Genomic DNA, 23,686 nt, shown 5'->3' with positions numbered 1-23,686 from the left:
GACGGGACTCCGATCAGTGGTGGCGGTGAGGATGGTTCAGGGGTGGGTGAGGCGGGCCGGGTCGATCGCGATCGGCTCGGTGTGCGCCTCGTGGTGGTTCCGGTTCGCGGGGACGGCGAGCACCTCGCCGGTGGCGCGGGCCAGGTCGTCGGTGCTGAGCAGGCCGAGGCCCGCCAGCACCGACTCGAGCGCGGCGAGCCAGTGCTCGTAGTAGGACCAGCCGCGGTCGCTGGTGCCGGTGCTCTCCTCCCAGCCGCTGATCGAGGTGATCAGCGCCTGCTGGAAGTCGGTCCAGTCGAAGCCGAGCGCGCGGTGGGCCGAGACGGCCATCGCGAACGCCCGGATCTCCCAGGGGTGCTCGAACGACAGCTGCTCCGGGTCCCCCTCCGGCAGGTCGCAGACCAGCTCGGCGACACTGCTCCGCGCAGCCACCAGCTCCGCCGGGTCGGCGTACGGCGCCGAGAGCATCACGCCACCGCCCCGACCGGGCCGACGCCGATCATCGCGTCGCGCGTGACCAGGGCCAGCAGCTGCTCCTCGCTCCAGCCCTCGGTGCCCGCCGGCCGCTGCGGCAGCACCCAGTAGCGCATCTCGCTGCTCGAGTCCCAGACCCGCACCTCGACCTCGTCGGGCACGGTGAAGCCGAACGACTCGCGCAGCACCTTGCGCGGCTCCCGCGTGATGGCGGCGCGGTACTGCGGGTCCTTGTACCAGTTCGGCGGCAGGCCGAGCACGGGCCACGGGTAGCAGGAGCAGAGGGTGCAGACGATGATGTTGTGCACGGTGTCGGTGTTCTCGACGACGACCATGTCCTCGCCCTGCAGGCCGCTGATGCCCAGCTCCTGGCAGGCCTCGCTGGCGTCGGCGACCAGGCGGGCGCGGAACGCGGGGTCGATCCAGGCCCGGACGACGACCTGCGCCCCGAGCTGCGGGCCGACCTCGTTCTCGTAGATCTCGACCATCCGGTCGATGGCCTGCGTGGTCATCACGCCCTGCTCGATGAGCATCGACTCGAGCGCCTTCACGCGCGCGGCGATCTCCTCCTGGGTGCGGGTGACGGCGCTCATGCGGGTGCTCCTTCGGTGCGGTGGGTGTGCTCGGTGACGAGCTCGAGGTAGGGGTCCCAGACGTCGAAGTAGACGGACTGGTTGGGCTCGGCGTGCTCGGCGCCCCAGAGCTCCTCGGCGCTGAACCTCACCGTGTAGACGTGCTCGGGGTTCTCGCCGAGGCCGTTGCCGGCCGTGTCGGGGTAGATCATCGGGCCGTGGTGCAGGACGACCTCGCCGACCGCGCCGCGGACGTAGCGCGCACGGCGGGTGTGCCCCTTGGGGGCGGACCGGTCGACGCGCACGATGTCTCCGACCTTGAACCTCGCGACCTTGTCGGACTCCCGCTTGGCGGGGGCGCCGGCCGGGACGACGGCCTCGACGAAGGCCAGCAGGTCAGGGTCGTCGGCGTGCTCGGGCAGCGGGGCGTCGGGGTTCGCCAGGTAGTGCTCGGTGCGCCGGTCGAGCTCGGCGATGTCGAGCTTGCCGAGCTGCTCGCCGAAGTGCTCGACCGTGTGGATCCAGTGCTCGTAGTAGGGCGACTTGAGGTAGACGGCGGGGTCGATCAGCTCGATGCCGTGGCGGAACTGGTCCACGCCGAAGAAGCCGGCGCGGAAGCACATCGCGAACATCGGGAAGACCGCGCGCTCCCAGTCGGCGCGGAAGACCGGTTCCTCGTCGGGGACGACGACGGGTCCGAGCCCGTCGGTGCCGGCGAGGTCGAAGACTCCGTTCATGCGGTGAGCTCCTTGCTGTCGTGGGACTGGTGGTGGGGTGCGGTGAGGGTTCCGAGCGTCTGCTCGAAGGCGTGTGCGGCGCGCAGGACGCCGGCGTCGTCGAACCTCCGGCCGACGACCATGAGGCCGACCGGGAGTCCGTCCGAGAGGCCCGCCGGGATGCTGCAGGCCGGGTGGCCGGTGACGTCGAGGGGCGCGGTGTTCGCGACCATCTCGAGGGCGCGGGTCACGACCTCCTCGACCCCGGCGTCCGGCGCCGGGATGAGGCTGGCCGTGATGGGCAGCGTCGGCATGACCAGCACGTCGAACGACGCGAGCGCGGCGTCGTACGCGGCGGCGAGGACGGGCTCGAGGTTGCGGGCCTTGCCGTAGGCGGCGCCGTACCCGTTGCGCAGTGCCCAGGTGCCGCCCAGGGCGACGAGCTTGACCGTCTCGGAGAAGGCGGCCGGGTCGCGGCGCCAGCGCTCGCCGTAGAACGCCATCTGGTCGGGGTCGTAGGTGCCCTTCCAGTTCAGGCCGTAGGCGTTGCCCTGGACCATCTGCCAGGTCGCGCCCTCGACGGAGATGACGTCCCACAGGGCCGCTCCGTGCTTGTGCCACGGGACGGCGACCTCCTCGGCGACGTGGCCGGCGGCGGTGAGCCGCTCGATCGCCGAGCGCACCACGGCGTTCACCTCGGGGTCGGAGTTGGGCAGGTCGAAGCCCTCGGTGACCACGCCGATGCGCAGGCCGCGGTCGAGGTCCTCCAGTCCCGCGAGGTAGTCCTGTCCGGTGACCCCGGTGGGCTGGCGGGGGTCGTGGCCGTCGGCGCCTGCGATCACGGTCAGCATCGCGGCGGCGTCCGCGACGGTCGGCGCGATCGGGCCGAGGTGGTCGATGGACTGCTCGATCGGGAAGGCTCCCGTGTAGGGCACCAGGCCGAAGGTCGGCTTGTGCCCGACCACCCCGCAGAACGACGCCGGGATCCGGATCGAGCCGCCCTGGTCGCCGCCGAGCGCGAGGTCCACCACGCCCGCGGCGACGAGCGCGGCGCTGCCGCTGGACGAACCGCCCGTCGTGCGGCGGCGGTCCCACGGGTTGCGCACCGGGCCGGACTTCGACGTGTGCGAGGCGCCGGAGAAGCACAGGTCCTCGCACACCGCCTTGCCCGCGATCGTGGCTCCGGCGTCGAGGAGTCGCGTGACCACGGTCGCGTCGACGGCAGGCACGAAGCCGCGCACCGTCTCGGAGCCGTTCATCATCGGCACGCCCGCCACGGCGATGTTGTCCTTGACGGCGACCCGGCGGCCGGCGAGCGGGCCCTCGGCGGAGCCGGTCAGCTCGGTGGTGACGTACCAGGCGCCGAGGGGGTTCTCGGCGGGTTCGGCCCACGAACGCTCGGGCGCGACCGGCGCCACCTCGGCGTCGTACAGCTCCTCGACGACGGCCCACGAGCCCAGCAGCCCGGTGGCCGCGGCGTGGTAGAAGTCCACGTCCCCGGACGGGATGCCGAGCCGCAGCTCGTCCGCCAGGTCGTCGATCGCCGCTCGGGACGGCAGGTCCATGGCAGTTCCTCCTGATGCTCTGTCGGTCGTTCCCTGGCGGCAGAGCGAACGCCCCCGTCGACCCCGGGGTCAACGGCCGACCGGCCCCCGGCCGGGTTCTGGATAGGGACGGTCAAGGCGAGGCGACGCAGGTGCAGGACGGTGGTCACAAAGGGAGGTGGACCCTTGACCGCCGGTCACGGCGCGCTCACTGTTGAGCCATGTCGGAGTGGTTCGAGATCAGTGCCGCGGACCGGCCCGCCACGGAACGGGCGGAGTACTGGCGCACCAGCGTGTGCGACCAGTTCGTCCCCCTCGCGGTCGAGCCGGCGGGCGATGCGCTGCGCGGCCGGGTCGCGGGCGGCAACGTGGCCGAGATCCGGATGCGCCGGATGCGGGCGACCCGCCACCGGTTCGAGCGTCGCGACGCCGACATCGCCCAGACCGACCCCGAGGTGCTGCACCTGCTGCACATGGACCACGGCGAGACGCTGGTCGAGCAGGACGACCGCACCGCGCCGGTGCGCGCCGGCGACCTGCTGCTCTACGACAGCACGCGCCCGTTCCGGTTCCGCACCGACGACGACTTCCAGTTCACCATCTGCCTGCTGCCCAAGCGGCTGCTGCCCGTCCCCGAGCGGGTGCAGCGCCAGTGGACCGCACGCGCGCTGCCCACGAGCGGAGGCGTCGCCGCTGCGGTCGCGCCCTTCCTCTGCTCACTCGCCCGGGCCAGCTCCGACGCCGATGCCGCCCAGCAGCTCGCCCTGCAGCAGGCGATGGTCAGCATGTACGTCGCGCTGCTCTCGGAGGCCGGGCTCGGCGGCAACCCGCCGGCGGTCAACCTCTCCCTGGCGAAGTCCTTCATCGCGCGCAACCTGGGCGACCCGCGACTGACCCCGGCCGACGTCGCGGCCGCGTGCAACATCTCGCTCAGCTACCTGCACCGCCTGTTCGCCAACGACGACGCGACGGTCGCCGGCTACGTGCGGGAGCAGCGTCTGCAGGCGGTCCACCGCGACCTGCTCGAGGCAGCCGTCGAGGAGCCGGTGGCGCACGTGGCGGAGCGGTGGGGCATCACGGACCCGGCGCACTTCAGCAGGATGTTCAAGAAGCGCTTCGGGGTGTCCCCCGGCGAGCTGCGCCGCACGGCCCGCGCGTAGCCGTCAGTCCGGCGGCTCGACCTCGGGGCGCGGGTCGAGCAGCGCGTCGCGCCGGGCGAGCGTGCCGACGTCGACGATCATCGCCTCGAGGAAGTCGACGATGAGGCGCGGCTGCCCCGGGCCGGGCAGCTCGGCGACGGCGGTCACCGGGCCGCTCCCGCGCTCGGACCGCCCCAGGTGCAGATCCACCGCGCGACGAGGCTCCTCATCCGGGCGACCTCGTCCCGCCACGGGTGCGCGCTCCCCTGGCCTGCCGGACGACCGGAGGCACCGGAACTCATGCTGCTGGCGACGACCTTCATCGGCTTCTCCGTTCTCACCCCATGGGTCGCGGCGACCGCGACGGCGGGTCGGTACCCCGGTCGTACGACGGCATACCGACGGCGGTCGTTCCCCCTCAGACGGTCCGGGCCTCCAGCCACGCGCGGTAGCGACGCAGCGCGCGCTTCTGGTGCAGCGTCTCGGCCAGCAGCGCGACCTTGGGGCTGACGCCCGGCCGGGTACGACGGCCCGCGCCCAGCCGGCGCAGCTGGCGTCGTACCCGGGCCATGCTGGCGGCGGACGCGACTGCCTTGTCGGCGATCTGCACCGGCGCGAGCTCGACGCTGGCGTCGGCGTCGTGGCGCCAGGTGTTGGGCAGGTCGGGGTCGACGGCGAGCGCGCTGCCCATCCCGACCACCTCGATCCCGCTGGCCAGCACCTCCTCGGCGACCGCGCGCCGGACGATGCCGCCGGTGAGCATCAACGGGAGCGGGCTGGTGGCCGCGAGCTCCTCGGCGAGGGTGAGGAAGTAGGCCTCCCGGGCGCGGCTGCGCTCGTCCCCCGCCTGGCCGGTCATCGCGGGCGCTTCGTAGCTGCCGCCCGAGAGCTCGACGAGGTCGACGCCGAGCGGGGCGAGCATCGCGATCACCTTCGCCGCGTCGTCGGCATCGAAGCCGCCCCGCTGGAAGTCGGCCGAGTTGAGCTTGACCGCGACGGCGAAGGTCGGGGAGACCACGGCCCGCACGGCGCGGACGGTATCGAGGAGCAGGCGGGCGCGGTTCTCGAGACGGCCGCCCCACTGGTCGGTGCGTTGGTTCGCGAGGGGCGAGAGGAACTGCGAGAGCAGGTAGCCGTGGGCCGCGTGGACCTCGACGCCGTCGAAGCCGGCCTCCTCCGCCCGGCGGGCCGTGGTGGCGAAGCGCGCCACCGTCTCGGCGATCTGCTCCGGCGTCATCGCGATCGGCCGGGCGATCCGGGCGCTGTTCCGCCCGAGGTCGACACGGATCGCGGACGGTCCCCACGCGACGCCGGGCATGTCGGCGCGCACCTGGCGGCCGGGGTGGTTGATCTGCATCCACACCTGCGCGCCCCCGCTCTTCGCGGCGGCCGCCCACTCCCGGAAGGGCTCGAGCGGGGCGTCGGCGTCGAGTACGACCCCGGCCGGCCCGGTCAGCGCCTCGGCGTGGACCATCACGTTGCCCGTGACGATCAGCCCCACGCCGCCCTCGCTCCAGCGGCGGTAGAGCCGGACGAGGGAGCCCCCGGGGAGCTGGCCGTCCGCAGCCATGTTCTCCTCCATCGCCGCCTTGGCGAGGCGGTTGGGCAGCACGGCGCCGCCGGGAAGCCGGACGTGCTCGAAGACCGGGGACACCATCGTTGCTGCGCTCCTTGGATGCGGTATGTTTACGTTGCTCACATAAGGCTAGAAAAGGGATGTAAGCAGTGTCAACTTCAACGCGGAGCGGCTACCACCACGGCGATCTGCGGACCGCGCTCCTGACCGCCGCGATGCACATGCTGGAGGCGGGCGAGCCGTTCTCGCTGCGCGCGATCGCCCGCGAGGCCGGGGTCTCGCCGACCGCGCCGTACCGTCACTTCACCGACCGTGACGCGCTCGAGTCGGCCCTGGCCGCCGAGGGCCTGCGCGACCTCAAGGAGGACCTGACCCGCGGCCGCGAGCTGCCGGCGACCCCCGACGACCTGGCCGAGCTGGCCGTCGCGTACGTCGACTTCGCGCGCCGTCGGCCGGCACTCTTCCGGCTCATGTTCGGCAACGCCTGCGACGAGGGCAACGAGGAGCGCGTGCGGGCCGCGGGCGAGATCCACGACCTGCTCGGCATCGCGATGACGACGGTCTTCCCCGACGGCGACGCCGAGGCGCTCGCGTCCGCCGGGTGGGCGTTCGCGCACGGCATGGCCTACCTCCACCTCGACGGCAAGCTGTCCGCCGGCTCCGACCAGGAGGTCGCCGACCGGGTTCGCACCGCCTTCGGGGCGATGCTCTCGCTGGCCGCCTGAATCGTCACGCCGGAGGTGGTCGCGATCACGGCATGCAGTGTTGACACTGCTTACATCGACTCCCTAGCCTCCTCCATGTAAGCATTGTCAACATTCAGGAGCGCACGATGGTCCAGCAGACGCAGCAGACGGTCCGGGTCGACGTGGGCGGCCGCCCGGTCGACGTGCCGAAGGGCGGCCTCTATGACCGCTACCGCATGGACACCGACCTGGACGCCGTCGCTGCGGACCCGCGCGTGAGCAGTGTCGACTTCTTCCGGCAGCTGCCGAAGGCGCGTGTGGACTCCCCCATCGGCGAGACCCTGACACCGAACTTCTACTACTGGATCTCGACCGCGCGGCTCACCATGCTCGCGCCGTCCCGAGCGGTCCGTCGGCGCCTGCCCGACGAGCTGGCCCCGCTCGAGGTCGCCCCGGGCCTGGGCCTGATCTCCCTCATGTTCTTCCGGTACGACGTCTGCGACATCGACTTCTACACCGAGGCGGCCGTCGGCATCGCCGTCCGCCCGGCCCGGCACGGCGGGCTCGGTCTGGTCGACACGGTCGCCGCGCTGAAGAACGACGACGTGCACAGCTACGTGCTGTCGCTGCCCGTCAGCAGCCAGATCGCCCAGGTCCGGGGCCACGACGGCTACGGGTTCCCGAAGTGGGTGACGGGCCTCGATGTCGCGATCGACACCGAGCGGACCACCGCCCGGGTGGCCAACGACGACGGCGGCACCGATGTCGCGCTGTCCGTGGCCACGCCGGCGCAGACCTCGCACGCCGACGGATCGCGCGTGACCGCGCTGACGTCGTACACGACGATCGGTGGGGCGTGGCACTCGACCTTCAGCCAGACCAACGTGCTGTCGTCCGGAACCGCCGTGCTGCCGCGACGCGTGGACCTGCAGCTCGGCGAGGGCCGGATGTCCGACGACCTGCGCTCGCTGAAGCCGATCCGGTCCGTCCAGCTGGACGTCGTCGCGGAGGGCCAGCTGGCCCTGCACATGCCCGTCCCCACGTCCGTCGCCACCCGTTGACCCACCCGTCGACCCGTCAGGAGGAACCATGACCAAGCGCATCCTCAACGTCGTCACCAACGTCAGCCACTACGACGACCCGTCCCACCCGACAGGCCTCTGGCTCTCCGAGCTGACCCATGCCTGGCACGTGTTCGAGGAGGCCGGCTTCGAGCAGACTCTCGTGAGTCCGGCCGGCGGCGGGGTGCCGCTGGAGCCCCGCGCCCTGAAGTTCCCGAACTACGACAGGACAGCCAAGGCGTGGCGGGCCGATCCCGAGAGGATGGCGCTCCTGAAGACCACGCTGGCGCCCGAGGAGGTCGACTCGTCGGAGTACGACGCCATCTACTTCACCGGCGGCCACGCGGTCATGTACGACTTCCCCGGCAGCGAGGGCCTGCAGCGGATCACTCGCGAGATCTGGGAGCGCGGGGGCATCGTCTCGTCCGTCTGCCACGGCTACTGCGGCCTGCTCGAAACGAAGCTCTCCGACGGCTCCTACCTGATCGCGGGCAAGCGGATGACCGGCTTCGCCTGGACCGAGGAGGTCCTCGCGCGCGTCGACAAGCTCGTGCCCTACAACGCCGAGGAGCGGGCGAAGGAGCGCGGTGCCCTCTACGAGAAGGCGAGGCTGCCGTTCGTCTCGTACGCCGTCGTCGACGGCAACCTGGTCACCGGGCAGAACCCGGGATCGGCGAAGGAGACGGCGACGAAGGTGGCCGCGCTGCTCACGGCGTAGCCGTCCGGCCGAGCCAGCCGCGCACCTCGTCGTTGTGCTCCCCCAGCCGCGGCGGCCGGACGTAGCCCGTGACGGGCGTCTCCGAGAAGGTGAGCGGGCTGCGGACCTGCGGCGGCCGACCCTCGCCGACCTCCACGGTGGGGGCGAGGCCGAGGCGCTCGGCGAGCGCGAACGCGTCGGCGACCGTGCCGACCTGGCCCACGGGCAGGCCGGCCGCGGACAGCCGCTCGACCCAGGCGTCCACGGTGTCGGTGGCGAGGGCCGCCTCCAGCGTGGCGACCAGCGCGTCGCGGTGGGCCACGCGGTCGGCGTTGGTCGCGAACCGCCGGTCCGCCGCCAGCGCCGGCAGTCCCAGGACCCCGGCCAGGACGGCGAACTGGCGGTCGTTGCCGCAGCAGACGGCGACCTGCCCGTCGCTCGCGTGCAGGGTCTCGTAGGGCGCGATGGACGGGTGCCGGTTGCCCATCGCACCGGGTGCCTCGCCGGTCGCAAGGAAGGCCGAGGCCTGGTTGGCCATCGACCCCAGCAGGCTGGAGAGGAGGTTGACCTCGACCCGCTGCCCGCGCCCTCCCTGCTGGTCGCGGGCCCGCAGCGCCGCGAGGATCCCGACGACCGCGTCCTTCGACGTGAGTACGTCGACCAGCGCGACGCCCACCTTCGTCGGCTCCCCCGGCGGGCCGGTCACGCTCATCAGGCCGCCGACGGCCTGCACGAGGAAGTCGTAGCCGGCGAGGTCCGCGCCCTCATGGCTGCCGAAGCCGGTGATCGAGGTGTAGACGACGCCGGGGTTGCGGGCCGCCACGTCGTCGTACCCGAGGCCGAGGCGGTCGAGCGAACCGGTCCGGAAGTTCTCGACCAGCACGTCGCACCGCGCCGCCAACTCCTGGGCGACGGCGAGGTCCGCGGGGTCGGCGAGGTCGAGCTCGACCGACCTCTTCGAGCGGTTGGCCGCCTCGAAGTACGAGCTGGAGTCCACGCTCCACGGCGGCCCCCAGTGGCGGGTGTCGTCGCCGGTGCCGGGCCGCTCGACCTTGACCACCTCGGCGCCGAGGTCGGCCAGCGTCGCCGTCGCCAGGGGGCCGGCGAGCACCCGGCTGAAGTCGGCCACCAGCACGCCGTCGAGGGGGCCGCTCATGCTCGTGCTCCGATCACCGGGTCGGTCATGGGATGCATCGAACCATCACGGCGGCCGCCCCGGGTCCGAGTCCCGGGGCGACCTGTCGTACGCCGGCGTCAGTGGGCGTCGAGCCCGGTGACCCGGATGCCCGAGTGCGCCTTGTACTTCCGGTTGATCGAGATCAGCACCGCCGTGAACGGCTCCAGCACCCGCGCCAGGCGCAGCTTCCCGCCATCCACACCCGGACGACCCGTCACCGCAGCAGCGAGGTCGATCGCGACCTGCTTGCCCTCGACCGAGTCACCCACCACGATCACGTCCTCGTCGAGGAACTCCTCATCGCCCCACAGGCCCACCGCCGACACGTTGTGGAACGCGCCGACGACCACGGCCTCGGGAGCCAACTCGGCCGCCGACTCCGCCGCCGAGCCCTCACCGCCGTTGACGACCCGCCCGTGCGCGCCGCGCTTGTCGAAGGCCAGCGGGTTCACGCACGAGATCACCGTCTTGCCCGCCAGCGCCCCCGCCAGCGACGCGACCAGCTCGTCGTGCCCGTCGTAGGGCACCGCCAGCAGCACCACGTCGGCCGCCGCCACCGCGTCCTCGTTGGCCGCACCACGCGCCGACCCGGCGCCCTCGACACCCGCCAGCCGCTCGGTCACCTCGGCCGCGACGGCCTCGGCCTTCTCCGCGGCACGCGAGCCCAGCACGATGTCATGGCCCTGGCGCGCGAACCGGTAGCCCAGCCCCTTGCCCTGCGGACCGGTGCCACCGATCACGGCGACCGTGTGGTGCGTCGTCATCGGGCGATCCTGATCATCTTCTTGTTCACGAACTCCTCGATCCCGAGGCTCCCGAGCTCGCGGCCGTAGCCGGAGAGCCGGACGCCCCCGAAGGGCAGCTCCACGGCCTCGAGGCCGACACCGTTGACGAAGACCATCCCGACCTCGAGCGCGCTCGCGACGCGGTCGGCCTGCTCCGGGTCGGTCGAGTAGACGTAGGACCCGAGGCCGTAGGGCGTGTCGTTGGCGATCCGGACCGCGTCCGCCTCGTCGGCGGCCCGGAACACCATCGCCACCGGCCCGAAGAACTCCTGGTGGTACGCCGGGTTGTCCGGCGTGACGTCGGTCAGCACGCCGACGGGGTGGAAGGCACCGTTGCGCTCGCCGGAGGTGACCAGGTGGGCGCCGGCGGCGACCGCCGCGTCGACCTGCTCGGCCAGCCCCTCGGCCGCCGCGAGCGAGGACAGCGGCGCTCCGGCCACCGCGGCGGCGACCCGCTCGTGCAGCGTGGCGACGAAGTCGTCGTACAGGTCGTCGACGACGACGAACCGCTTGGCGCCGTTGCAGGCCTGGCCGACGTTGCCGGTCCGCGCGGACAGCGCGTCGTCGACGGCGCCGTCGAGGTCGTCGGTGGACAGCAGCACGAACGGGTCGGCGCCGCCGAGCTCGAGGACGCACTTCTTGAGGTTGCGGCCCGCGATCTCCCCGATGATCGAGCCCGCGCGCTCGGAGCCGGTGAGCGAGACGCCCTGGATCCGTGGGTCGGCGATCACGTCGGCGATCTGGTCGTTCGTCGCGTAGACGTTGACGTAGGCGCCCTCCGGCAGTCCGGCGTCGCGGAAGATCGCGGCCTGGAGGGCGGCCGAGCGGGGGCACTGGGCGGCGTGCTTGAGCACGATCGTGTTGCCGGTGACGAGGTTGGGCGCGGCGAAGCGGGCGACCTGGTAGACGGGGTAGTTCCACGGCATGATGCCGAGCAGCGCACCGACAGGCTGGCGGCGCAGCAGCGCACGTCCCTCGCCGCCGAGCAGCTCGATCTCCTGGTCGGCGAGGAACTCCTCGGCCCGGTCGGCGTAGTACTGGTAGATGTCGGCCGAGAAGAGGACCTCGCCCTCGGCCGCCGCCAGGGCCTTGCCCATCTCCTCGTTGATCGCCTTCGCCAGCTCCCCGGCGCGCTCGCGGTGCAGCTCGGCGACCCGGCGCACCAGGGCGGCGCGCTCGGCCACGGTCGACGTGCGCCCCCAGCCGGTGTAGGCGTCGTGGGCCGAGGCGACCGCGGCGGCGACCTCCTCGTCGGTGGCCGACGGGAAGGTCTCGACGACCTCTCCGGTCGCGGGGTTGCAGACGGCGTACTTGCTCATTCAGGACTCCTGGGAGAGAGGTCGATGGAGACGCGGGGGTCGAGCGCGACGGTGCCGGGGTCGACGATGCAGGAGCCGCCGTCGACGGGCAGCACCGTGCCGTTGACGTACGACGCCGCGCCGGAGAGCAGCCAGGCGACGACGCCCGCGATCTCCTCGGGCTGCGCGGCGCGGCGCTGCGGGACGATCGCGGTGGCGAGCCGGTAGGCCTCGTCCGCGCTGATCCCCCGCTCGGCACCGAGCTCGGCCATCTCCATGTCACCCATCTCGGTGGCGGTCCAGCCCGGGCAGACCGCGTTCGCGCGCAGCCCGTCCCGGCCGTGGTCGACCGCGAGCGACTGGGTGAGCAGGAGCAGGCCCGCCTTGCTGGCCGAGTACGCCGCCATCCCGTCGCTGGCGCGCAGCGCGGCGACGGAGGACACGGCGACGACCGCGCCGCGGGCGGCCAGCAGGTGCGGCAGGGCGGCCCGGACGAGGAGGAAGGGCGAGGTCAGGTTGACCCGGATCGTGTCGTCCCACTGCTCGGGGGTGACCTCGTCGACCCGGCCGACGTGGATGATGCCGTGGTTGACCACGAGGCCGTCGAGCCGCCCGAAGGTGGCGACCGTGTCCGCGACGACCCGCTCCACACCGGCGTTCTCGGCGACGTCGGCGACGACGACGTGGGCGCCGGTCTCCTCGGCCACCGCGCGCAGCGGCGCCTCCCGGCGGCCGCAGATGACGACCTGGTCGCCCGTGGCTGCGAGCAGCCGTGCGATCGCGGCCCCGATCCCGGTGCCGCCGCCGGTGACGAGGACGACCTTGCCGCCGGACCTCGTGGCGGTGCTCATCGCGGCGCCTCGGCGACCTCGTCGAGGAACCAGTCGACCAGGGCGGCCGCGCGCGCCGGGACCTCGCCGTCGAGCGAGCGGACGTGCTCGATGAGCACCTCGGGGTCGAAGCCGTGACCCCGTGCGTCCTCGGTGCCGCCGTCGTCCAGCCAGCCCTGCACGTTCGCCGCGTCGACCTCGGGGTGGAACTGGACGGCGAGGTTGCGCCGCAGGACGAACGCCTGCGGCGCCGCGGCGTTGGCGCCGACCACGGTCGCGTCGGCCGGCGGCACGAACCGGTCGTAGTGCCACTGGGTCCACACGCCGCTCACCGCCGGGACGCCGGTGACGACGCTGGGGCCGACCTCCGGAACCGGCGACGGCACGACCTGCCCGCCGTGCGCCTGGGCCAGCATCTGGCCGCCGAAGCAGATGCCGAAGACCGGCACACCGGCCTCGTCGGCGGCCTGCAGCAGCTCGGTCTCCGGCTTCACCCACGACGCGACGGCGTCGCTGTAGGCGCTCCAGCGGGCGCCGAGGACCAGCACGGCGTCGTACTCGCGGGGGTCGGGGAACTCCACGTCGACGCCGGGGTCGTCGAAGCGGTCCGACGGGACCACCCGCAGGCCCTCGACGTCGTAGCCACGCTCGACGAAGCGCCCCTCGATCGCGCCGGAGGTCTCGAGGTAGTCGTGGCCGATGACGAGCAGGCGCTTGCCCATCAGCCCATCGCCTCCGCGCGCTTCATGACGTCCTTGCAGAAGGACTCGAGTTCGGCTTTGTCGTTGATATACATCGACGGCTTGATGCAGATGGTGGTGAAGCCCTGCTCGAGCTGCTCGGGGATCGAGTCCATCGACTCCCCCAGGTCCGCAAGCGAGTGGTCGTCCGGGAAGGAGTAGCGCACGCCACCGACCATCTCGAGCTCGGCCATGTCGCGCCCCGCCTCGGCCATCGCCTCGCGGATGATCCGCAGGTCCTCCTCGGTCGGGCGGCCGAACGGGTGGAAGCCGTGGCCGTACTTCACGATCCGCTCGACGACGGCTCCGTGCGCCTTCTGCCCGCCGAACCACATCCGCGGGCCCTCGGGCCGGAACGCCTTCGGCTCGAGGTAGATGTCCTCGAAGTCGAAGTAGTGGCCGTGGTGGGTCGCCGGCGACTGCTCGAACACCAGCTTCATCACCTCGAGCTGCTCGCTCAGGATCTTGCCGCGCTCGCGGAAGGGCACGCCCATGGCGGCGTACTCGTCCTTGCTCCAGCTGACGTTCGGTTGCACGACCAGACGCCCCTCGGAGATGAGGTCGAGGGTGCCGAGCTCGCGGGCGAGCAGCAGCGGGTGGCGCAGCGGCGCGAGGACGGCCGCTCCCACCAGGCGGATCCGCTCGGTGACGCTGGCGATCGCGGAGAACAGCATGAGCGAGTTCGGCCAGGGCATCAGCGGGTCCTGGTTGCCGGGCGCCGCGTAGTCACGCGGGTTGCCCATGACGCCCTTGTCGCTGGCGTCGGGGCCGAGGACGACGTGCTCGGAGATCATCACCGAGTCGAAGCCGGTGTCCTCGGCGATCCGGGCCCAGGTCACCAGGTCGTTCAGGCTGCGGCCGTCGGTGAGCGTCCAGTTCTCGCTGAGGATCATCAGCATGCGGGGTGCGGGCACGGTGCGGTCCTTCGGTCGTCGTGTACGACGGTCAGTGGGTGTTGGACAGGTCGGGCTTGCGGATCCCGCGGAACTCCCAGTCGCCGCCCTTGGCGGTCGAGAGGACCTCCTCGCTCTCCGTGGGCTGCGCGCCGACGTCGCTGCGGATCGGCGTGGGTCCCTCGACGATGTGGTTGCGCAGCGTGCCGAGGCCCTCGACCTCGACCTCGACGACGTCGCCCGGGTAGACGGTGCGCGAGATCGCCGGCGTGCCGGACATCAGGATGTCGCCGGGGTGCAGCGTGATCGTCCGCGCGATGTCGGCGACCAGGTAGTGCATGTCCCACTTCATCTCGTTGGTGTTGCCGTCCTGGCGGACCTCACCGTTGACGATGGTGCGGATCCGCTTGTCGCGGAAGTCCCAGCCCTCGACGATGCCGGGGCCGATCGGGCACAGCGTGTCGGCACCCTTGACCCGCAGCATCGAGCCGGAGTCGGTGTCACGGAAGTCGTGCAGGCCGTAGTCGTTGCCGATGGAGTAGCCGCGGATGTAGTCGCCGGCCTCCTCGGGCGAGATGTTGCGCGCCGTCCTGCCGATCACGATGGCGATCTCGCCCTCGTAGTTGAGCCACTTGCAGCCCTGCGGTCGGACCACGGCCGACTCGTGCGCGTTCAGCGCCGAGACCGGCTTGTGGAAGTAGGTCGGAGCCGGCGGCAGCGTCGTCATCATCTCCTCGACGCGCGAGGAGTAGTTGAGGTGGACGCAGACGATCTTGCTCGGCGTCACCGGCGGCAGGTGCGTGGCGTCGGCGACGGCGACGGTGCGGCCGTCACCGGCGACGAGGGTCTCGCCCTCCCGTCGTACGTCGACGGCGTTGCCGTCCAGCAGGATGCGGCGGTACTCGGTGGTCATCGCAGGTCTTCCTCTCAGCCAGGGGTCAGCCGGCAGCCGGTACGTCGGCGCCGGAACCGCTCATCTGGCGGACGTAGTCGGGGTCGGTCGGGGTGGTGCGGGCGGCGGGGAAGCCTCCCTCGGGACGGTCGAACCAGATGTGCACCTGGCCGGTGCCGATGGAGTTCTCGTACTCGCCGTACTGGCGGCCGGGGGCGGTGCAGTCGCCCTCGCCGATCGCGCCCATCATCATCAGGTAGTGCTGGAAGCGGGCCTCCGGCTTGAACCGGTAGAACTCGTCCATCGTGTCGAGGACGCGGGCGTGGTCACCCTGCTTGAACCAGCCGATCCGCTCGGCGTCGGCGGCCGCCGCCTCCGGGGTGAAGATGTGCTCGACGCCGGACGCCTCGTGGTCGCGCAGCTGCCGCAGCGACCAGAAGGTGTGCGACATCGCGCCGGACGCCACGAGCAGGACCTTGCGGTCGGACTCGGCGATCGCCGCCCCGAGCGCTCGGCCCAGCCGCAGCGCGTCCTCGCCGTCGGCGGTCTGGCAGACGCCGATCGAGATCCACTTCTTGTCCGGCAGGCCCTGGCCGAGGTACTCCCACACGTTGGTGGTCGCGTAGAAGATCGGCAGCGAGTGGTCGTCGATCGCGGTGATCCAGGTCGAGTTCTCCTCGGCCTTGCTCGCGACCAGCTGCGCCAGCTCGGGGTCGCCCGGGAAGTCGTAGTGCCGCCGGGTCATGCCGCGGGGCAGCTCCTCGGACGTGAACAGCCCGCTGCGGCGGTCCTGCGCGGTGACGACCCACTCCACGGTGGTGGCCCAGTGCGAGTCGAGGACGACGACCGTGTCGTAGTCCAGGACGTCGAACACCTCGCGGCGCAGCTGCCGCAGGCCGGACACCAGGGTCGTGTCCTCGCCGTCGTTGAGCTCGCGCCGGATCTCCTCCGGGAGCACGATCGTGGGGACGTGGGCGATCAAGCCCGCTCCGACGACCTCACCCATGGTCACTCACCACCCTTGTCGGTCCAGCCGGTCGGGGAGAACACGCTGTTCTTGATGTCGGTGTAGAAGTCGAACGACCAGATGCCGCCCTCGCGGCCGATGCCGGACTTGCCGTTGCCGCCGAAGGGCGCGTTGAGGTCGCGGACGAAGAAGCAGTTGACCCACACCGTGCCCGCGTCGAGCGCGGCCGAGACCCGCTCGGCGCGGTCCTTGTCGCCGGTGACGATCGTGGCGGCGAGGCCGAAGGGGGTGTCGTTGGCCTTGGTGACGGCCTCCTCCTCGGTCTCGAAGGTGCTGATCGTGACGACCGGGCCGAAGACCTCCTCGGTCATGATCTCGGAGTCGTCGCGGGCGTCGACCAGGATCGTCGGCCGGTAGTAGAGACCGCCGAGCTCGCGGTTGGGACCCCCACCGAGCAGCGGGCGCGCACCGTCGGCGACCGCCCGCTCGACGAAGCCGGACACCTGCTCGAAGTGGCGCCGGGCGACGAGCGCGGACACGTCCGTGGACTCGTCGCGCGGGTCGCCCTGGACCAGCTTCGAGGCACCCTCGACGACGCGGCGCGTGAACTCGTCGGCGAGCGAGGAGTGCACGTACATCCGGGCCGCCTTGAGGCAGACCTGGCCGGCGTTGTCGAACTGCTCCACGGCGATCTCGACGGCGAGGTCGAGGTCGGCGTCCTCGAAGACGAGCAGCGGCGACTTGCCGCCGAGCTCGTAGGACAGCGGCACGATGTTGGTGGCGGCCGCCTTGGCGATCACGCCCGCGGTCGGGACCGAGCCGGTGAAGGCGAGGCGGTTGATGTCGGGGTGCGCGGTGAGCGGCGCGCCGGCGTCGGCGCCGGTGCCCTGGACGACGTTGAACACACCGGCCGGGACGCCGGCCTCGTGCATGATGTCGGCCAGCAGACTCGCGGTGAGCGGGGCCCACTCCGGCGGCTTGACCACGACGGTGTTGCCGGCGGCCATGGCCGGACCGATCCGCCAGCTGGCGAGCATCAGCGGCGCGTTCCACGGCGTGATGACCGCGACGACGCCGGCCGGGTCGTAGGTGATCCGCTCGCGGTGGCCGCGGCCCGGGACCTCCATGTCGGGGTGGCCGAGCTGGTGCTCCGCGAAGTCGGCGAAGGCGCGGAAGTTCATGGCCACCCGCGGCATGACACCGCGGCGGTGGCTGCGGATGAGCGAGCCGTTGTCGCGGGTCTCGACGAGCGAGAGGTCCTCGATCCGGGCCTCGATGCCGTCGGCCACCCGGCGCAGGATGTCGCTGCGCTCCTTGACCGACAGGGCCGCCCACGCGGGGAAGGCCGCTCGGGCAGCCGCGACCGCGGCGTCGACCTCGGTCGCCGTACCGGCGTGGACCTCGGCGAGCGGCGTCTCGTCGATCGGCGAGATGTCGGTGAACGTGCTGGCCGAGGCGACCCGCTGGCCGCCGATCCAGTGGCGGGTGTCGACCTCGACACCCTCGACGATCGCGATGTGATCGAGGTGCTCGCTCATCGGGCCGACTCCCATCCGGCGGCACCGGCGGTGGCGAGGGTCGCGCCGCCGTCCCAGACGACGCCGACCTGGCGGTAGTAGCCGCCGATCACCTCGCGCACCGGCAGGCGGTGCAGCTCCTCGGTGGGGGACTCGAAGAGCTCCAGCTCGACGTCACCGGTCCAGGCCGGACCGGCCTCGAAGGAGCTGGCTCCCGACGAGATCAGCTCGGCGTAGGCATCCGGGCTGCCCTTGGCGATGCCCGGGTAGACGCGGTGGTGGGCCATCGGGTGGCCGTTGACGAAGCCGTTGTGCGGCGACTCCTCGCGCAGCGTCAGCACGGCCTGGGCGAGGCGCCGGTCGCCGGCCGCGAGGGTGGCACCGAAGACGCCGCCGGCGGCGACCTGGGGCGCAGCCTGGCCGAACGGGTGCGGCCGGGTCTGCCACATCGACCCGAACTTCTTCGGGTAGCCCTGGTGCATGCCGCGGGCGAAGGCGAAGTCCTTGTCGACCCAGATGTACACGCAGCGCGAGTAGGTCACGCCCTCGAACGCGCACCGGACGACGACGAACGCCTCCTTGTACTGCGAGCGCACCGGGTCGAGCAGCTCCTCGCGGCTGCTGGAGCACGACTGCCAGTCGGCCCAGATCAGCGCGACGGCGCCCGGGTCCTCCGGGGCGAGCTCGAGCGGCTCGGGGAGCAGCTCGGCCACGCGCTCGGGGTCGGTGCGGTACTCGACCGTCAGCAGGTCACCCGAGTACGACCACGGAGGCGACGGGATGAGGGAGGACTGGCCGGTCGCGGTGCGGGGGAAGAAGAACCCCTCCATGTTGTTCATCGGGCCTCAGATCAGGTCGGTGCGAAAGATCGTTCGGATCCGTACGATAGCCAGCCATCGGCCCGAAGACCACCCTTGCGGGCAAACTTCTCAGGAGATATTGTTCGGACCCGAACGATCTACTCGAGAACGGATGGAGACCTGCCGTGGAGAAGCCCCCGTACATCCCGCTGGCCGACGTCGACCTCGTCGACCTCGACCGCTTCCAGGGCCCCGAGGCCTGGGGCATGCTCGACACGCTGCGCAAGGAGTCGCCCGTCCACTTCCAGCGCGAGACCGACGGCGGCAAGGGCTTCTGGGCCGTCACCCGGCACGCCGACATCTGCGAGGTCGACAAGGACCCGGAGACCTACACGTCGACCGGCTTCGTGAACCTCGAGGAGGTCGACGAGGACCTGCGCGAGGCGCGCCGCTCGATCCTGGAGATGGACGGCCTGCGCCACCGCGCGCTGCGCAAGCTCATCTCGCGCGAGTTCAGCCGCCCCAACCTGATGAGGAACTACGAGGCGCTGCTGCGCGACATCACGCGGGCGACGGTCGACGCCGCCCTCGCCAAGGGCGAGTTCGACTTCGTCGAGGAGGTCAGCGCCGACTTCCCGATCCAGGTGCTGGCCCGCCTGCTCGACGTACCCCAGGAGAAGACCGGCCAGCTGATCGACTGGGGCAACGAGATCGTCGGCTTCTCCGACCCCGAGCACGCCCGGGTGCTGATCTCGGACCCCGAGAGCGAGAAGTACAAGCACCTGCCGTTCCGCTCCCCCGTCTCGCAGGAGGTCTTCGACTACGGCCGCGAGCTCGCGGCCGACCGCAAGGGCGGGGACGGCACGGACCTGGTCAGCCAGCTCGTCAACAAGATCCCCGAGGACGGCCGGGCCATGTCGGCCTCGGAGTACGACTCGTACTTCCTGCTGCTCGTCGTCGCCGGCAACGAGACCACCCGCCACACGATCACGCACTCGATGCTGGCGCTGATCGAGCACCCCGAGCAGCTCGCCAAGCTGCAGGCCAACCCGGACCTGATCCCCGACGCGGTCGAGGAGTTCCTCCGTTGGGCCTCGCCGGTCTACCACTTCCGGCGGACCGCCACCCGCGACGTCGAGCTCGGCGGCCAGCAGATCAAGGAGGGCGACAAGGTCGTCATGTGGTTCGCCTCGGGCAACCGCGACGAGGAGGTCTTCGAGGACCCCTACGACTTCGACGTCACCCGCTCCGACATCGACCACGTCACCTTCGGCAAGGGCAGCCCGCACCTGTGCATGGGCAACAACCTGGCCCGCATGGAGATCCGCCTGATGTTCGAGGAGCTGATCCCCCGCTTGAAGACGGTCGAGCTCAACGGCGAGGTACGCCGCGTCCGCAGCAACTTCGTCAACGGCATCAAGACCCTGCCGGTCAAGGTCACCACCAACGACTGATTCCCCATCCCGCCGTCAGCCGGCCAGCCCGGCCGCGGTGAAGCGGCCCAGCTCCTCCACGAAGACCGGGTCCAGGCCCGCCGGGCCGAACTTCCCGCCGGGCTTGCCCTGGTCGGCTCCCGCGAGCGAGCCGAGCATCGAGAACATCGCGATCCCGAGGCGGAACTGCACGGCCGTGGACTCGTACCGCGGCAGCGCCCGTACAGCGGCGGCGTGGAACAGCTCCGATGCGGTCGGTCCGCCGTCGGCGAGGTCGGCCCAGGCCACGTCACGGTTGTTGGCGAGCTGGGTGACCACCTTGACCCAGGCCAGGCCGCCGTCCGGGTCGGCGTCGATCATCGCGACCAGCGGCACCAGCACGGCGTCGACCACGTCGCGCGTGCCCACCGTCCCCTCGGGACGGTCCAGCAGTACGGCGAGCCGGTCCCGGGCGTGCCGGGTCAGCTCCTCGCCCCGCCGCGCGACGACGGCGTCGACCAGCGCCTGCTTGGTCGCGAAGTGGTAGGGCACCGCCGCCGACGACACGCCGGCCTCGCGCCCGATGGCGCGCAGCGAGTCGGCGCCCACGCCGTTGGCGGCGAAGAGTCGTTCGGCCACGTCGAGCAGCCGGGTGCGCACGTCGACGTCGGTGCGGGGCCCGGGGCGGGTGGGCGTCGTACGGGCAGTCATGGCGAGGTCGATCCTAGGACCCCTTGACCGAGTCTAATCACTTGATAAGACTACCGGCCATGACGACCAGCGCGCTGCCACAGCTCAACGAGCTCGGCTACTACGCCGTGACCCACCACCCCGCCGACGCGCGGGTGCTCTTCCCCGAGGCCACCTCCGCCGAGGAGCTCGGGCTGGGCTCCTGCCACATCAGCGAGAGGTTCACGGTGAAGGAGGCGGGCTCACTGGCCGGCGGGGTGGCCGGGCGGGCACCCTCACTGGGCATCGCCAGCGCCGCGATCAACCACCACACCCGGCACCCGATGATCACCGCGACCCTCGGCTCGACGATGCACCAGATGACCGAGGGCAGGTACGCCATGGCCTTCGGCCGCGGCTCGTCACAGCACTGGAAGGCGATCGGGCTGCCCGTCGTCACCGAGGCGGCCCTGCGCGACTTCATCGGCCTGCTGCGCAAGGTCTGGTCCGACGGCTACGTCGTCGACCACCAGGGCCCGTCGGGATCCTGGCCGGTCGTGCACAACCTGAGCGGGCTGGGCGAGGGACCGCCCGTCGGGCTGGTCGCGGTCGGACCGCGGACGATGGAGCTGGCCGGCGAGATCTGCGACTGGGTGGTCATGCACACCTTCTTCGGCGAGCAGGCGACCCGCTCCTCGATCGAGGCGGTCCGTCGCGGCGCCGAGCGTGCCGGCCGCGACCCCGACGGCATCCGGATCTGGTCGTGCCTGGCGACCGTGCCCGACGGGCTCTCCGACGACGACAGGGTACGCCGCGGCGTTGGCCGGCTGGTGACCTACTTCCAGGCGTACGGCGACGTGCTGGTGTCGGTGAACGGCTGGGACCCCGCCGCGTGGGAGCGCCTGCGCACCTCCGAGGTCTTCACCGAGGCCGCTGCCGCGGGCGCGATCGACGCCACCGCCGACGCCGAGACCCTGCACCGCATCGCCGAGCTGGTCCCCGAGGAGTGGCTCGAGGCCTCGGCCCACGGCACGTCCGCCGAGGCGGCCGCGACCATCGTGCGCGAGCTCGAGCTCGGCTGCCACTCGGTCATCCTGCACGGCGCGGAGCCGCACGAGCTGGCGCCGATCGTCGAGGCCTACCGCGCGGTGCGGCCCGAGCTGGCCCGGCCCGTGGCGGTCAACCCCGGCCGGTTCGCCGACTGAGCCGGCGGCTCAGCCCTCGTCGGCCACCAGCCGCCGCAGGATCTTGCGCACCTGCAGCGCAGCCGCGTCCGCGGCGACGTTGACGTCGTCGCCGTACCCGTCGCGGTCGATGACCTGCTGCATGGTCTCCAGGATCTCGCGGACCTTGAGGTAGTAGGACTCGAAGATCGGCCGCAGCACGTCGGTCACCTCCGCACCCGGCGCGAAGTTGCGGCTCACCCGCCAGATGTGGCGGGTCCGGCCGTCCTCGACGGGCGTCACGGCGTGGGTGAACCGGAAGCACTGCGGCCCGCCCTGCTCGTCCGGCACCAGCACGTCCCAGCGGTCGGCCCACAGGCCCGGCGCGAGGAAGGCGCCCTCCTCCCGCTGCGGGAAGGCGGCATCGGGCGCGATGTCGGTCAGCTTGGCCTGCCACTCCGGCACCGGCGCGGCCGGCCAGTCCCGGTGGAAGTGCACGGTCGTCTCGGTGATCTCGACCTGGAGCGCGGGCGCGACGCCGGAGAGCGCCGGCGGCGAGATGACGGGGTCGACCACGGCCACGTGGGTGATGTCGGCGAAGTTGTCGTGCAGCAGGCGCACGTCGGCGGCGGTCTCCCACTGGCCACCGAAGGTCTCCCAGGCGTCGTCGGTGAGCCACGGCGTCGCGACCGGCGGACGGCGGTCGGCCAGGGACGGCTCCCCCAGCCACACCCAGACCAGGCCGCCCTCTTCCAGCACCGGGTACGACGGCACCCGCGCGCCGTAGGGCACCTGGGCCTGCGACGGCACGCGCACGCAGGCACCGGTGCGGTCGTAGGCGAAGCCCGAGTAGCCGGAGACGATCGTGTCGCCCTCGACCCGGCCCAGGCTCAGCGGGTAGGGCCGGTGGGCGTCGCGGTCGCCGAGCGCGACGACGGAGCCGTCGGAGGCACGGAACAGGACGATCGGCGCACCGAGGGCGCGGGTGCCGAACGGGCTGGCGCCGACCTCGGTGGAGGCGGCGAGGGCGTACCACGCGTTGCGCGGGTGGCCGGTGCTGCGGTGCTCTCTCGGCTCTCTCATGGCGATCCCCTCAGAGGTCCAGGGTCAGGCGGTCCTCGCGGCAGCGGGACACGCAGATCATCAGGAACTCGTTGGACTCCTTCTCCTCGTCGTTGAGGATCGAGTCGCGGTGGTCCACCTCCCCCTCGATGATCTCGGTCTCGCAGGTGCCGCACACGCCCTCGAGGCAGGAGCCGACGACGCTGACGCCGGCCGCCCGGCAGACCTCGAAGATCGACTTGTCCGGCGGCACGGTCAGGGTGAGGCCGGAGCGCTGGAGGACCAGCTCGAACTCCTTGTCGCCACCCTCGGCCGGCTCGGCGGCCTTCGCGGAGAAGCGCTCGAGGTGGAGGCTACCCGGGGGCCACCCGGCGCAGCCGGCCTCGACCGCGTCGAGCAGGCCGGTGGGGCCGCAGGTGTAGACGAGCGTGCCCGGCTCGGGCGTGCCGAGGAGGGCGTCGAGGTCGGGGAGGCCGGCCTCGTCCTGGGGCAGCAGGGTCACCTTGTCGCCGTACACCGCGAGCTCGTCGACGAAGGCCATCGAGGAGCGCGTGCGGCCGCCGTACACGAGGCGCCAGTCGGCACCGGAGGCCTCGGCCTCGGCGATCATCGGCAGCATCGGCGTGATGCCGATGCCGCCGGCGATGAAGAGGTAGCGCGGCGAGGCCACCATCGGGAAGTGGTTGCGCGGGCCGCGGACCCGCACGGCCGCGCCCGCGGTGAGCTCGTGGACGGCCTTCGAGCCGCCCCGGCTGTCGGGGGTGCGCAGCACGCCGACGCGCCACCGACCGCTGTCCGCCGGGCTCCCGCACAGGGAGTACTGGCGGACCAGGTCCGGTCCGAGGACGAGGTCCACGTGGGCGCCCGGCGTCCACGGCGGCAGCGCCGACCCGTCGCTCGCGGCGAGGGTCAGGGTCAGCACGTCGGTGGCCGACTCGACGGCCTCGACGATGGTCAGGTCCGCCTCGAACTCACGGACGATCGGTTGGGTCGTCACGACAGATCTCTCCTCCAGC

Annotated in this window: 25 protein-coding genes; 6 read left to right on the top strand and 19 right to left on the bottom strand. The window is 71.9% G+C overall.

Annotated features, from left to right (window positions below; translation table 11 throughout):
* Positions 1-36: 36 nt before the first annotated feature.
* The 4 genes from BJ993_RS14675 to BJ993_RS14660 are packed head-to-tail and all read right to left on the bottom strand — an operon-like array spanning position 37 to position 3,327.
* A complete protein-coding gene (locus BJ993_RS14675) occupies positions 37-468 on the bottom strand; it encodes a nitrile hydratase accessory protein (protein WP_179652324.1) in 432 nt (143 codons plus the stop codon).
* Positions 468-1,067, bottom strand: a complete 600-nt coding sequence (gene nthA, locus BJ993_RS14670) for a nitrile hydratase subunit alpha (RefSeq protein ID WP_179649550.1) — start codon at positions 1,065-1,067, stop codon at positions 468-470. Before nthA ends, BJ993_RS14675 begins: the two co-directional genes overlap by 1 nt.
* Entirely contained in the window at positions 1,064-1,783 is a 720-nt protein-coding gene (nthB, locus tag BJ993_RS14665; RefSeq protein ID WP_179649548.1) for a nitrile hydratase subunit beta, read from the bottom strand. Before nthB ends, nthA begins: the two co-directional genes overlap by 4 nt.
* Positions 1,780-3,327, bottom strand: coding sequence for an amidase (locus BJ993_RS14660; protein WP_179649546.1), 1,548 nt, complete (start codon positions 3,325-3,327; stop codon positions 1,780-1,782). Before BJ993_RS14660 ends, nthB begins: the two co-directional genes overlap by 4 nt.
* 200 nt (positions 3,328-3,527) lie before the next feature.
* Between BJ993_RS14660 and BJ993_RS14655 the strand changes: the two genes are divergently transcribed.
* The gene (locus tag BJ993_RS14655; RefSeq protein ID WP_179649544.1) at positions 3,528-4,466 is read left to right on the top strand and encodes an AraC-like ligand-binding domain-containing protein; all 939 of its coding nucleotides are present in this window, start codon (positions 3,528-3,530) and stop codon (positions 4,464-4,466) included.
* 3 nt (positions 4,467-4,469) lie between these two features.
* Here the strand turns inward: BJ993_RS14655 and BJ993_RS14650 are convergent, their stop codons facing one another.
* Positions 4,470-4,655 (bottom strand): hypothetical protein, encoded by a 186-nt coding sequence (locus BJ993_RS14650; RefSeq protein WP_179649542.1) that lies wholly within the window; start codon positions 4,653-4,655, stop codon positions 4,470-4,472.
* A gap of 208 nt (positions 4,656-4,863) precedes the next feature.
* Positions 4,864-6,102, bottom strand: coding sequence for an NADH:flavin oxidoreductase/NADH oxidase family protein (locus BJ993_RS14645; protein WP_179649540.1), 1,239 nt, complete (start codon positions 6,100-6,102; stop codon positions 4,864-4,866).
* Between the two features lie 68 nt (positions 6,103-6,170).
* Here BJ993_RS14645 and BJ993_RS14640 point away from each other — a divergent pair, with 68 nt between their 5' ends.
* From BJ993_RS14640 to BJ993_RS14630, 3 genes are all read left to right on the top strand, one after another.
* A complete protein-coding gene (locus BJ993_RS14640; protein WP_179649538.1) occupies positions 6,171-6,746 on the top strand; it encodes a TetR/AcrR family transcriptional regulator in 576 nt (191 codons plus the stop codon).
* Between the two features lie 107 nt (positions 6,747-6,853).
* Entirely contained in the window at positions 6,854-7,768 is a 915-nt protein-coding gene (locus BJ993_RS14635; protein WP_179649536.1) for an acetoacetate decarboxylase family protein, read from the top strand.
* A 28-nt stretch (positions 7,769-7,796) separates the two neighbouring features.
* Complete coding sequence (locus BJ993_RS14630) at positions 7,797-8,486, top strand: type 1 glutamine amidotransferase domain-containing protein (RefSeq protein ID WP_179649534.1); 690 nt, start codon at positions 7,797-7,799, stop codon at positions 8,484-8,486.
* Here the strand turns inward: BJ993_RS14630 and BJ993_RS14625 are convergent.
* The 10 genes from BJ993_RS14625 to BJ993_RS14580 all read right to left on the bottom strand — a co-directional run bounded on the left by BJ993_RS14625 (position 8,476) and on the right by BJ993_RS14580 (position 18,403).
* Complete coding sequence (locus tag BJ993_RS14625) at positions 8,476-9,621, bottom strand: CaiB/BaiF CoA transferase family protein (RefSeq protein ID WP_179649532.1); 1,146 nt, start codon at positions 9,619-9,621, stop codon at positions 8,476-8,478. The genes BJ993_RS14630 and BJ993_RS14625 overlap by 11 nt on opposite strands.
* A gap of 98 nt (positions 9,622-9,719) precedes the next feature.
* The gene (npdG, locus tag BJ993_RS14620) at positions 9,720-10,406 is read right to left on the bottom strand and encodes an NADPH-dependent F420 reductase (RefSeq protein ID WP_179649530.1); all 687 of its coding nucleotides are present in this window, start codon (positions 10,404-10,406) and stop codon (positions 9,720-9,722) included.
* On the bottom strand, positions 10,403-11,746 hold the full coding sequence (locus BJ993_RS14615) for an NAD-dependent succinate-semialdehyde dehydrogenase (protein ID WP_179649528.1): 1,344 nt from the start codon (positions 11,744-11,746) through the stop codon (positions 10,403-10,405). The genes npdG and BJ993_RS14615 overlap by 4 nt, the downstream gene beginning before the upstream one ends.
* A complete protein-coding gene (locus BJ993_RS14610; protein WP_179649525.1) occupies positions 11,743-12,576 on the bottom strand; it encodes an SDR family NAD(P)-dependent oxidoreductase in 834 nt (277 codons plus the stop codon). Before BJ993_RS14610 ends, BJ993_RS14615 begins: the two co-directional genes overlap by 4 nt.
* Positions 12,573-13,277: a type 1 glutamine amidotransferase gene (locus BJ993_RS14605; protein WP_257026892.1), complete on the bottom strand. Its 705-nt coding sequence runs from the start codon at positions 13,275-13,277 to the stop codon at positions 12,573-12,575. The genes BJ993_RS14610 and BJ993_RS14605 overlap by 4 nt, the downstream gene beginning before the upstream one ends.
* A complete protein-coding gene (locus BJ993_RS14600) occupies positions 13,277-14,209 on the bottom strand; it encodes a TIGR03619 family F420-dependent LLM class oxidoreductase (protein WP_242530508.1) in 933 nt (310 codons plus the stop codon). Before BJ993_RS14600 ends, BJ993_RS14605 begins: the two co-directional genes overlap by 1 nt.
* Before the next feature lie 31 nt (positions 14,210-14,240).
* Positions 14,241-15,101 (bottom strand): fumarylacetoacetate hydrolase family protein, encoded by an 861-nt coding sequence (locus BJ993_RS14595; RefSeq protein WP_036547284.1) that lies wholly within the window; start codon positions 15,099-15,101, stop codon positions 14,241-14,243.
* A gap of 25 nt (positions 15,102-15,126) precedes the next feature.
* Positions 15,127-16,086, bottom strand: a complete 960-nt coding sequence (locus BJ993_RS14590; protein ID WP_179649523.1) for a DODA-type extradiol aromatic ring-opening family dioxygenase — start codon at positions 16,084-16,086, stop codon at positions 15,127-15,129.
* Positions 16,087-16,088: 2 nt separating this feature from the next.
* A complete protein-coding gene (locus tag BJ993_RS14585) occupies positions 16,089-17,585 on the bottom strand; it encodes an aldehyde dehydrogenase (RefSeq protein WP_036548328.1) in 1,497 nt (498 codons plus the stop codon).
* The gene (locus tag BJ993_RS14580; RefSeq protein WP_036547278.1) at positions 17,582-18,403 is read right to left on the bottom strand and encodes an acetoacetate decarboxylase family protein; all 822 of its coding nucleotides are present in this window, start codon (positions 18,401-18,403) and stop codon (positions 17,582-17,584) included. The genes BJ993_RS14585 and BJ993_RS14580 overlap by 4 nt, the downstream gene beginning before the upstream one ends.
* Before the next feature lie 146 nt (positions 18,404-18,549).
* On the opposite strand from BJ993_RS14580, the gene BJ993_RS14575 reads away from it, so the two are divergent.
* Entirely contained in the window at positions 18,550-19,818 is a 1,269-nt protein-coding gene (locus tag BJ993_RS14575) for a cytochrome P450 (RefSeq protein WP_308645576.1), read from the top strand.
* 15 nt (positions 19,819-19,833) lie between these two features.
* Here the strand turns inward: BJ993_RS14575 and BJ993_RS14570 are convergent, their stop codons facing one another.
* The gene (locus BJ993_RS14570) at positions 19,834-20,487 is read right to left on the bottom strand and encodes a TetR/AcrR family transcriptional regulator (RefSeq protein WP_179649520.1); all 654 of its coding nucleotides are present in this window, start codon (positions 20,485-20,487) and stop codon (positions 19,834-19,836) included.
* Between the two features lie 59 nt (positions 20,488-20,546).
* On the opposite strand from BJ993_RS14570, the gene BJ993_RS14565 reads away from it, so the two are divergent.
* Entirely contained in the window at positions 20,547-21,650 is a 1,104-nt protein-coding gene (locus tag BJ993_RS14565; protein WP_179649518.1) for a TIGR03857 family LLM class F420-dependent oxidoreductase, read from the top strand.
* 9 nt (positions 21,651-21,659) lie between these two features.
* Here BJ993_RS14565 and BJ993_RS14560 read toward each other — a convergent pair whose 3' ends face one another.
* Together BJ993_RS14560 and BJ993_RS14555 are read right to left on the bottom strand one after the other, a co-directional pair.
* Complete coding sequence (locus BJ993_RS14560) at positions 21,660-22,691, bottom strand: Rieske 2Fe-2S domain-containing protein (protein ID WP_179649516.1); 1,032 nt, start codon at positions 22,689-22,691, stop codon at positions 21,660-21,662.
* Positions 22,692-22,701: 10 nt separating this feature from the next.
* Positions 22,702-23,667 (bottom strand): PDR/VanB family oxidoreductase, encoded by a 966-nt coding sequence (locus tag BJ993_RS14555; protein ID WP_308645575.1) that lies wholly within the window; start codon positions 23,665-23,667, stop codon positions 22,702-22,704.
* Positions 23,668-23,686 lie beyond the last annotated feature (19 nt).

The sequence above is a fragment of the Nocardioides aromaticivorans genome, assembly GCF_013408525.1.
GTDB lineage: Bacteria > Actinomycetota > Actinomycetes > Propionibacteriales > Nocardioidaceae > Nocardioides > Nocardioides aromaticivorans.
The sequence above is the reverse complement of the archived record's forward strand: the minus strand, read 5'-3'. Positions and strand labels throughout refer to the sequence as shown.

Coding starts and splice junctions, on each gene's coding strand:
- BJ993_RS14635 (WP_179649536.1), top strand. CDS start 6,854: ATGGTCCAGCAGACGCAGCAGACGGTCCGGGTCGACGTGGGCGGCCGC.
- BJ993_RS14565 (WP_179649518.1), top strand. CDS start 20,547: ATGACGACCAGCGCGCTGCCACAGCTCAACGAGCTCGGCTACTACGCC.
- nthB (WP_179649548.1), bottom strand. CDS start 1,783: ATGAACGGAGTCTTCGACCTCGCCGGCACCGACGGGCTCGGACCCGTC.
- BJ993_RS14570 (WP_179649520.1), bottom strand. CDS start 20,487: ATGACTGCCCGTACGACGCCCACCCGCCCCGGGCCCCGCACCGACGTC.
- BJ993_RS14560 (WP_179649516.1), bottom strand. CDS start 22,691: ATGAGAGAGCCGAGAGAGCACCGCAGCACCGGCCACCCGCGCAACGCG.
- BJ993_RS14610 (WP_179649525.1), bottom strand. CDS start 12,576: ATGAGCACCGCCACGAGGTCCGGCGGCAAGGTCGTCCTCGTCACCGGC.
- BJ993_RS14655 (WP_179649544.1), top strand. CDS start 3,528: ATGTCGGAGTGGTTCGAGATCAGTGCCGCGGACCGGCCCGCCACGGAA.
- BJ993_RS14625 (WP_179649532.1), bottom strand. CDS start 9,621: ATGAGCGGCCCCCTCGACGGCGTGCTGGTGGCCGACTTCAGCCGGGTG.
- BJ993_RS14590 (WP_179649523.1), bottom strand. CDS start 16,086: ATGGGTGAGGTCGTCGGAGCGGGCTTGATCGCCCACGTCCCCACGATC.
- BJ993_RS14580 (WP_036547278.1), bottom strand. CDS start 18,403: ATGAACAACATGGAGGGGTTCTTCTTCCCCCGCACCGCGACCGGCCAG.
- BJ993_RS14605 (WP_257026892.1), bottom strand. CDS start 13,277: ATGGGCAAGCGCCTGCTCGTCATCGGCCACGACTACCTCGAGACCTCC.
- BJ993_RS14630 (WP_179649534.1), top strand. CDS start 7,797: ATGACCAAGCGCATCCTCAACGTCGTCACCAACGTCAGCCACTACGAC.
- BJ993_RS14660 (WP_179649546.1), bottom strand. CDS start 3,327: ATGGACCTGCCGTCCCGAGCGGCGATCGACGACCTGGCGGACGAGCTG.
- BJ993_RS14585 (WP_036548328.1), bottom strand. CDS start 17,585: ATGAGCGAGCACCTCGATCACATCGCGATCGTCGAGGGTGTCGAGGTC.
- BJ993_RS14615 (WP_179649528.1), bottom strand. CDS start 11,746: ATGAGCAAGTACGCCGTCTGCAACCCCGCGACCGGAGAGGTCGTCGAG.
- nthA (WP_179649550.1), bottom strand. CDS start 1,067: ATGAGCGCCGTCACCCGCACCCAGGAGGAGATCGCCGCGCGCGTGAAG.
- BJ993_RS14645 (WP_179649540.1), bottom strand. CDS start 6,102: ATGGTGTCCCCGGTCTTCGAGCACGTCCGGCTTCCCGGCGGCGCCGTG.
- BJ993_RS14675 (WP_179652324.1), bottom strand. CDS start 468: ATGCTCTCGGCGCCGTACGCCGACCCGGCGGAGCTGGTGGCTGCGCGG.
- BJ993_RS14595 (WP_036547284.1), bottom strand. CDS start 15,101: ATGACCACCGAGTACCGCCGCATCCTGCTGGACGGCAACGCCGTCGAC.
- npdG (WP_179649530.1), bottom strand. CDS start 10,406: ATGACGACGCACCACACGGTCGCCGTGATCGGTGGCACCGGTCCGCAG.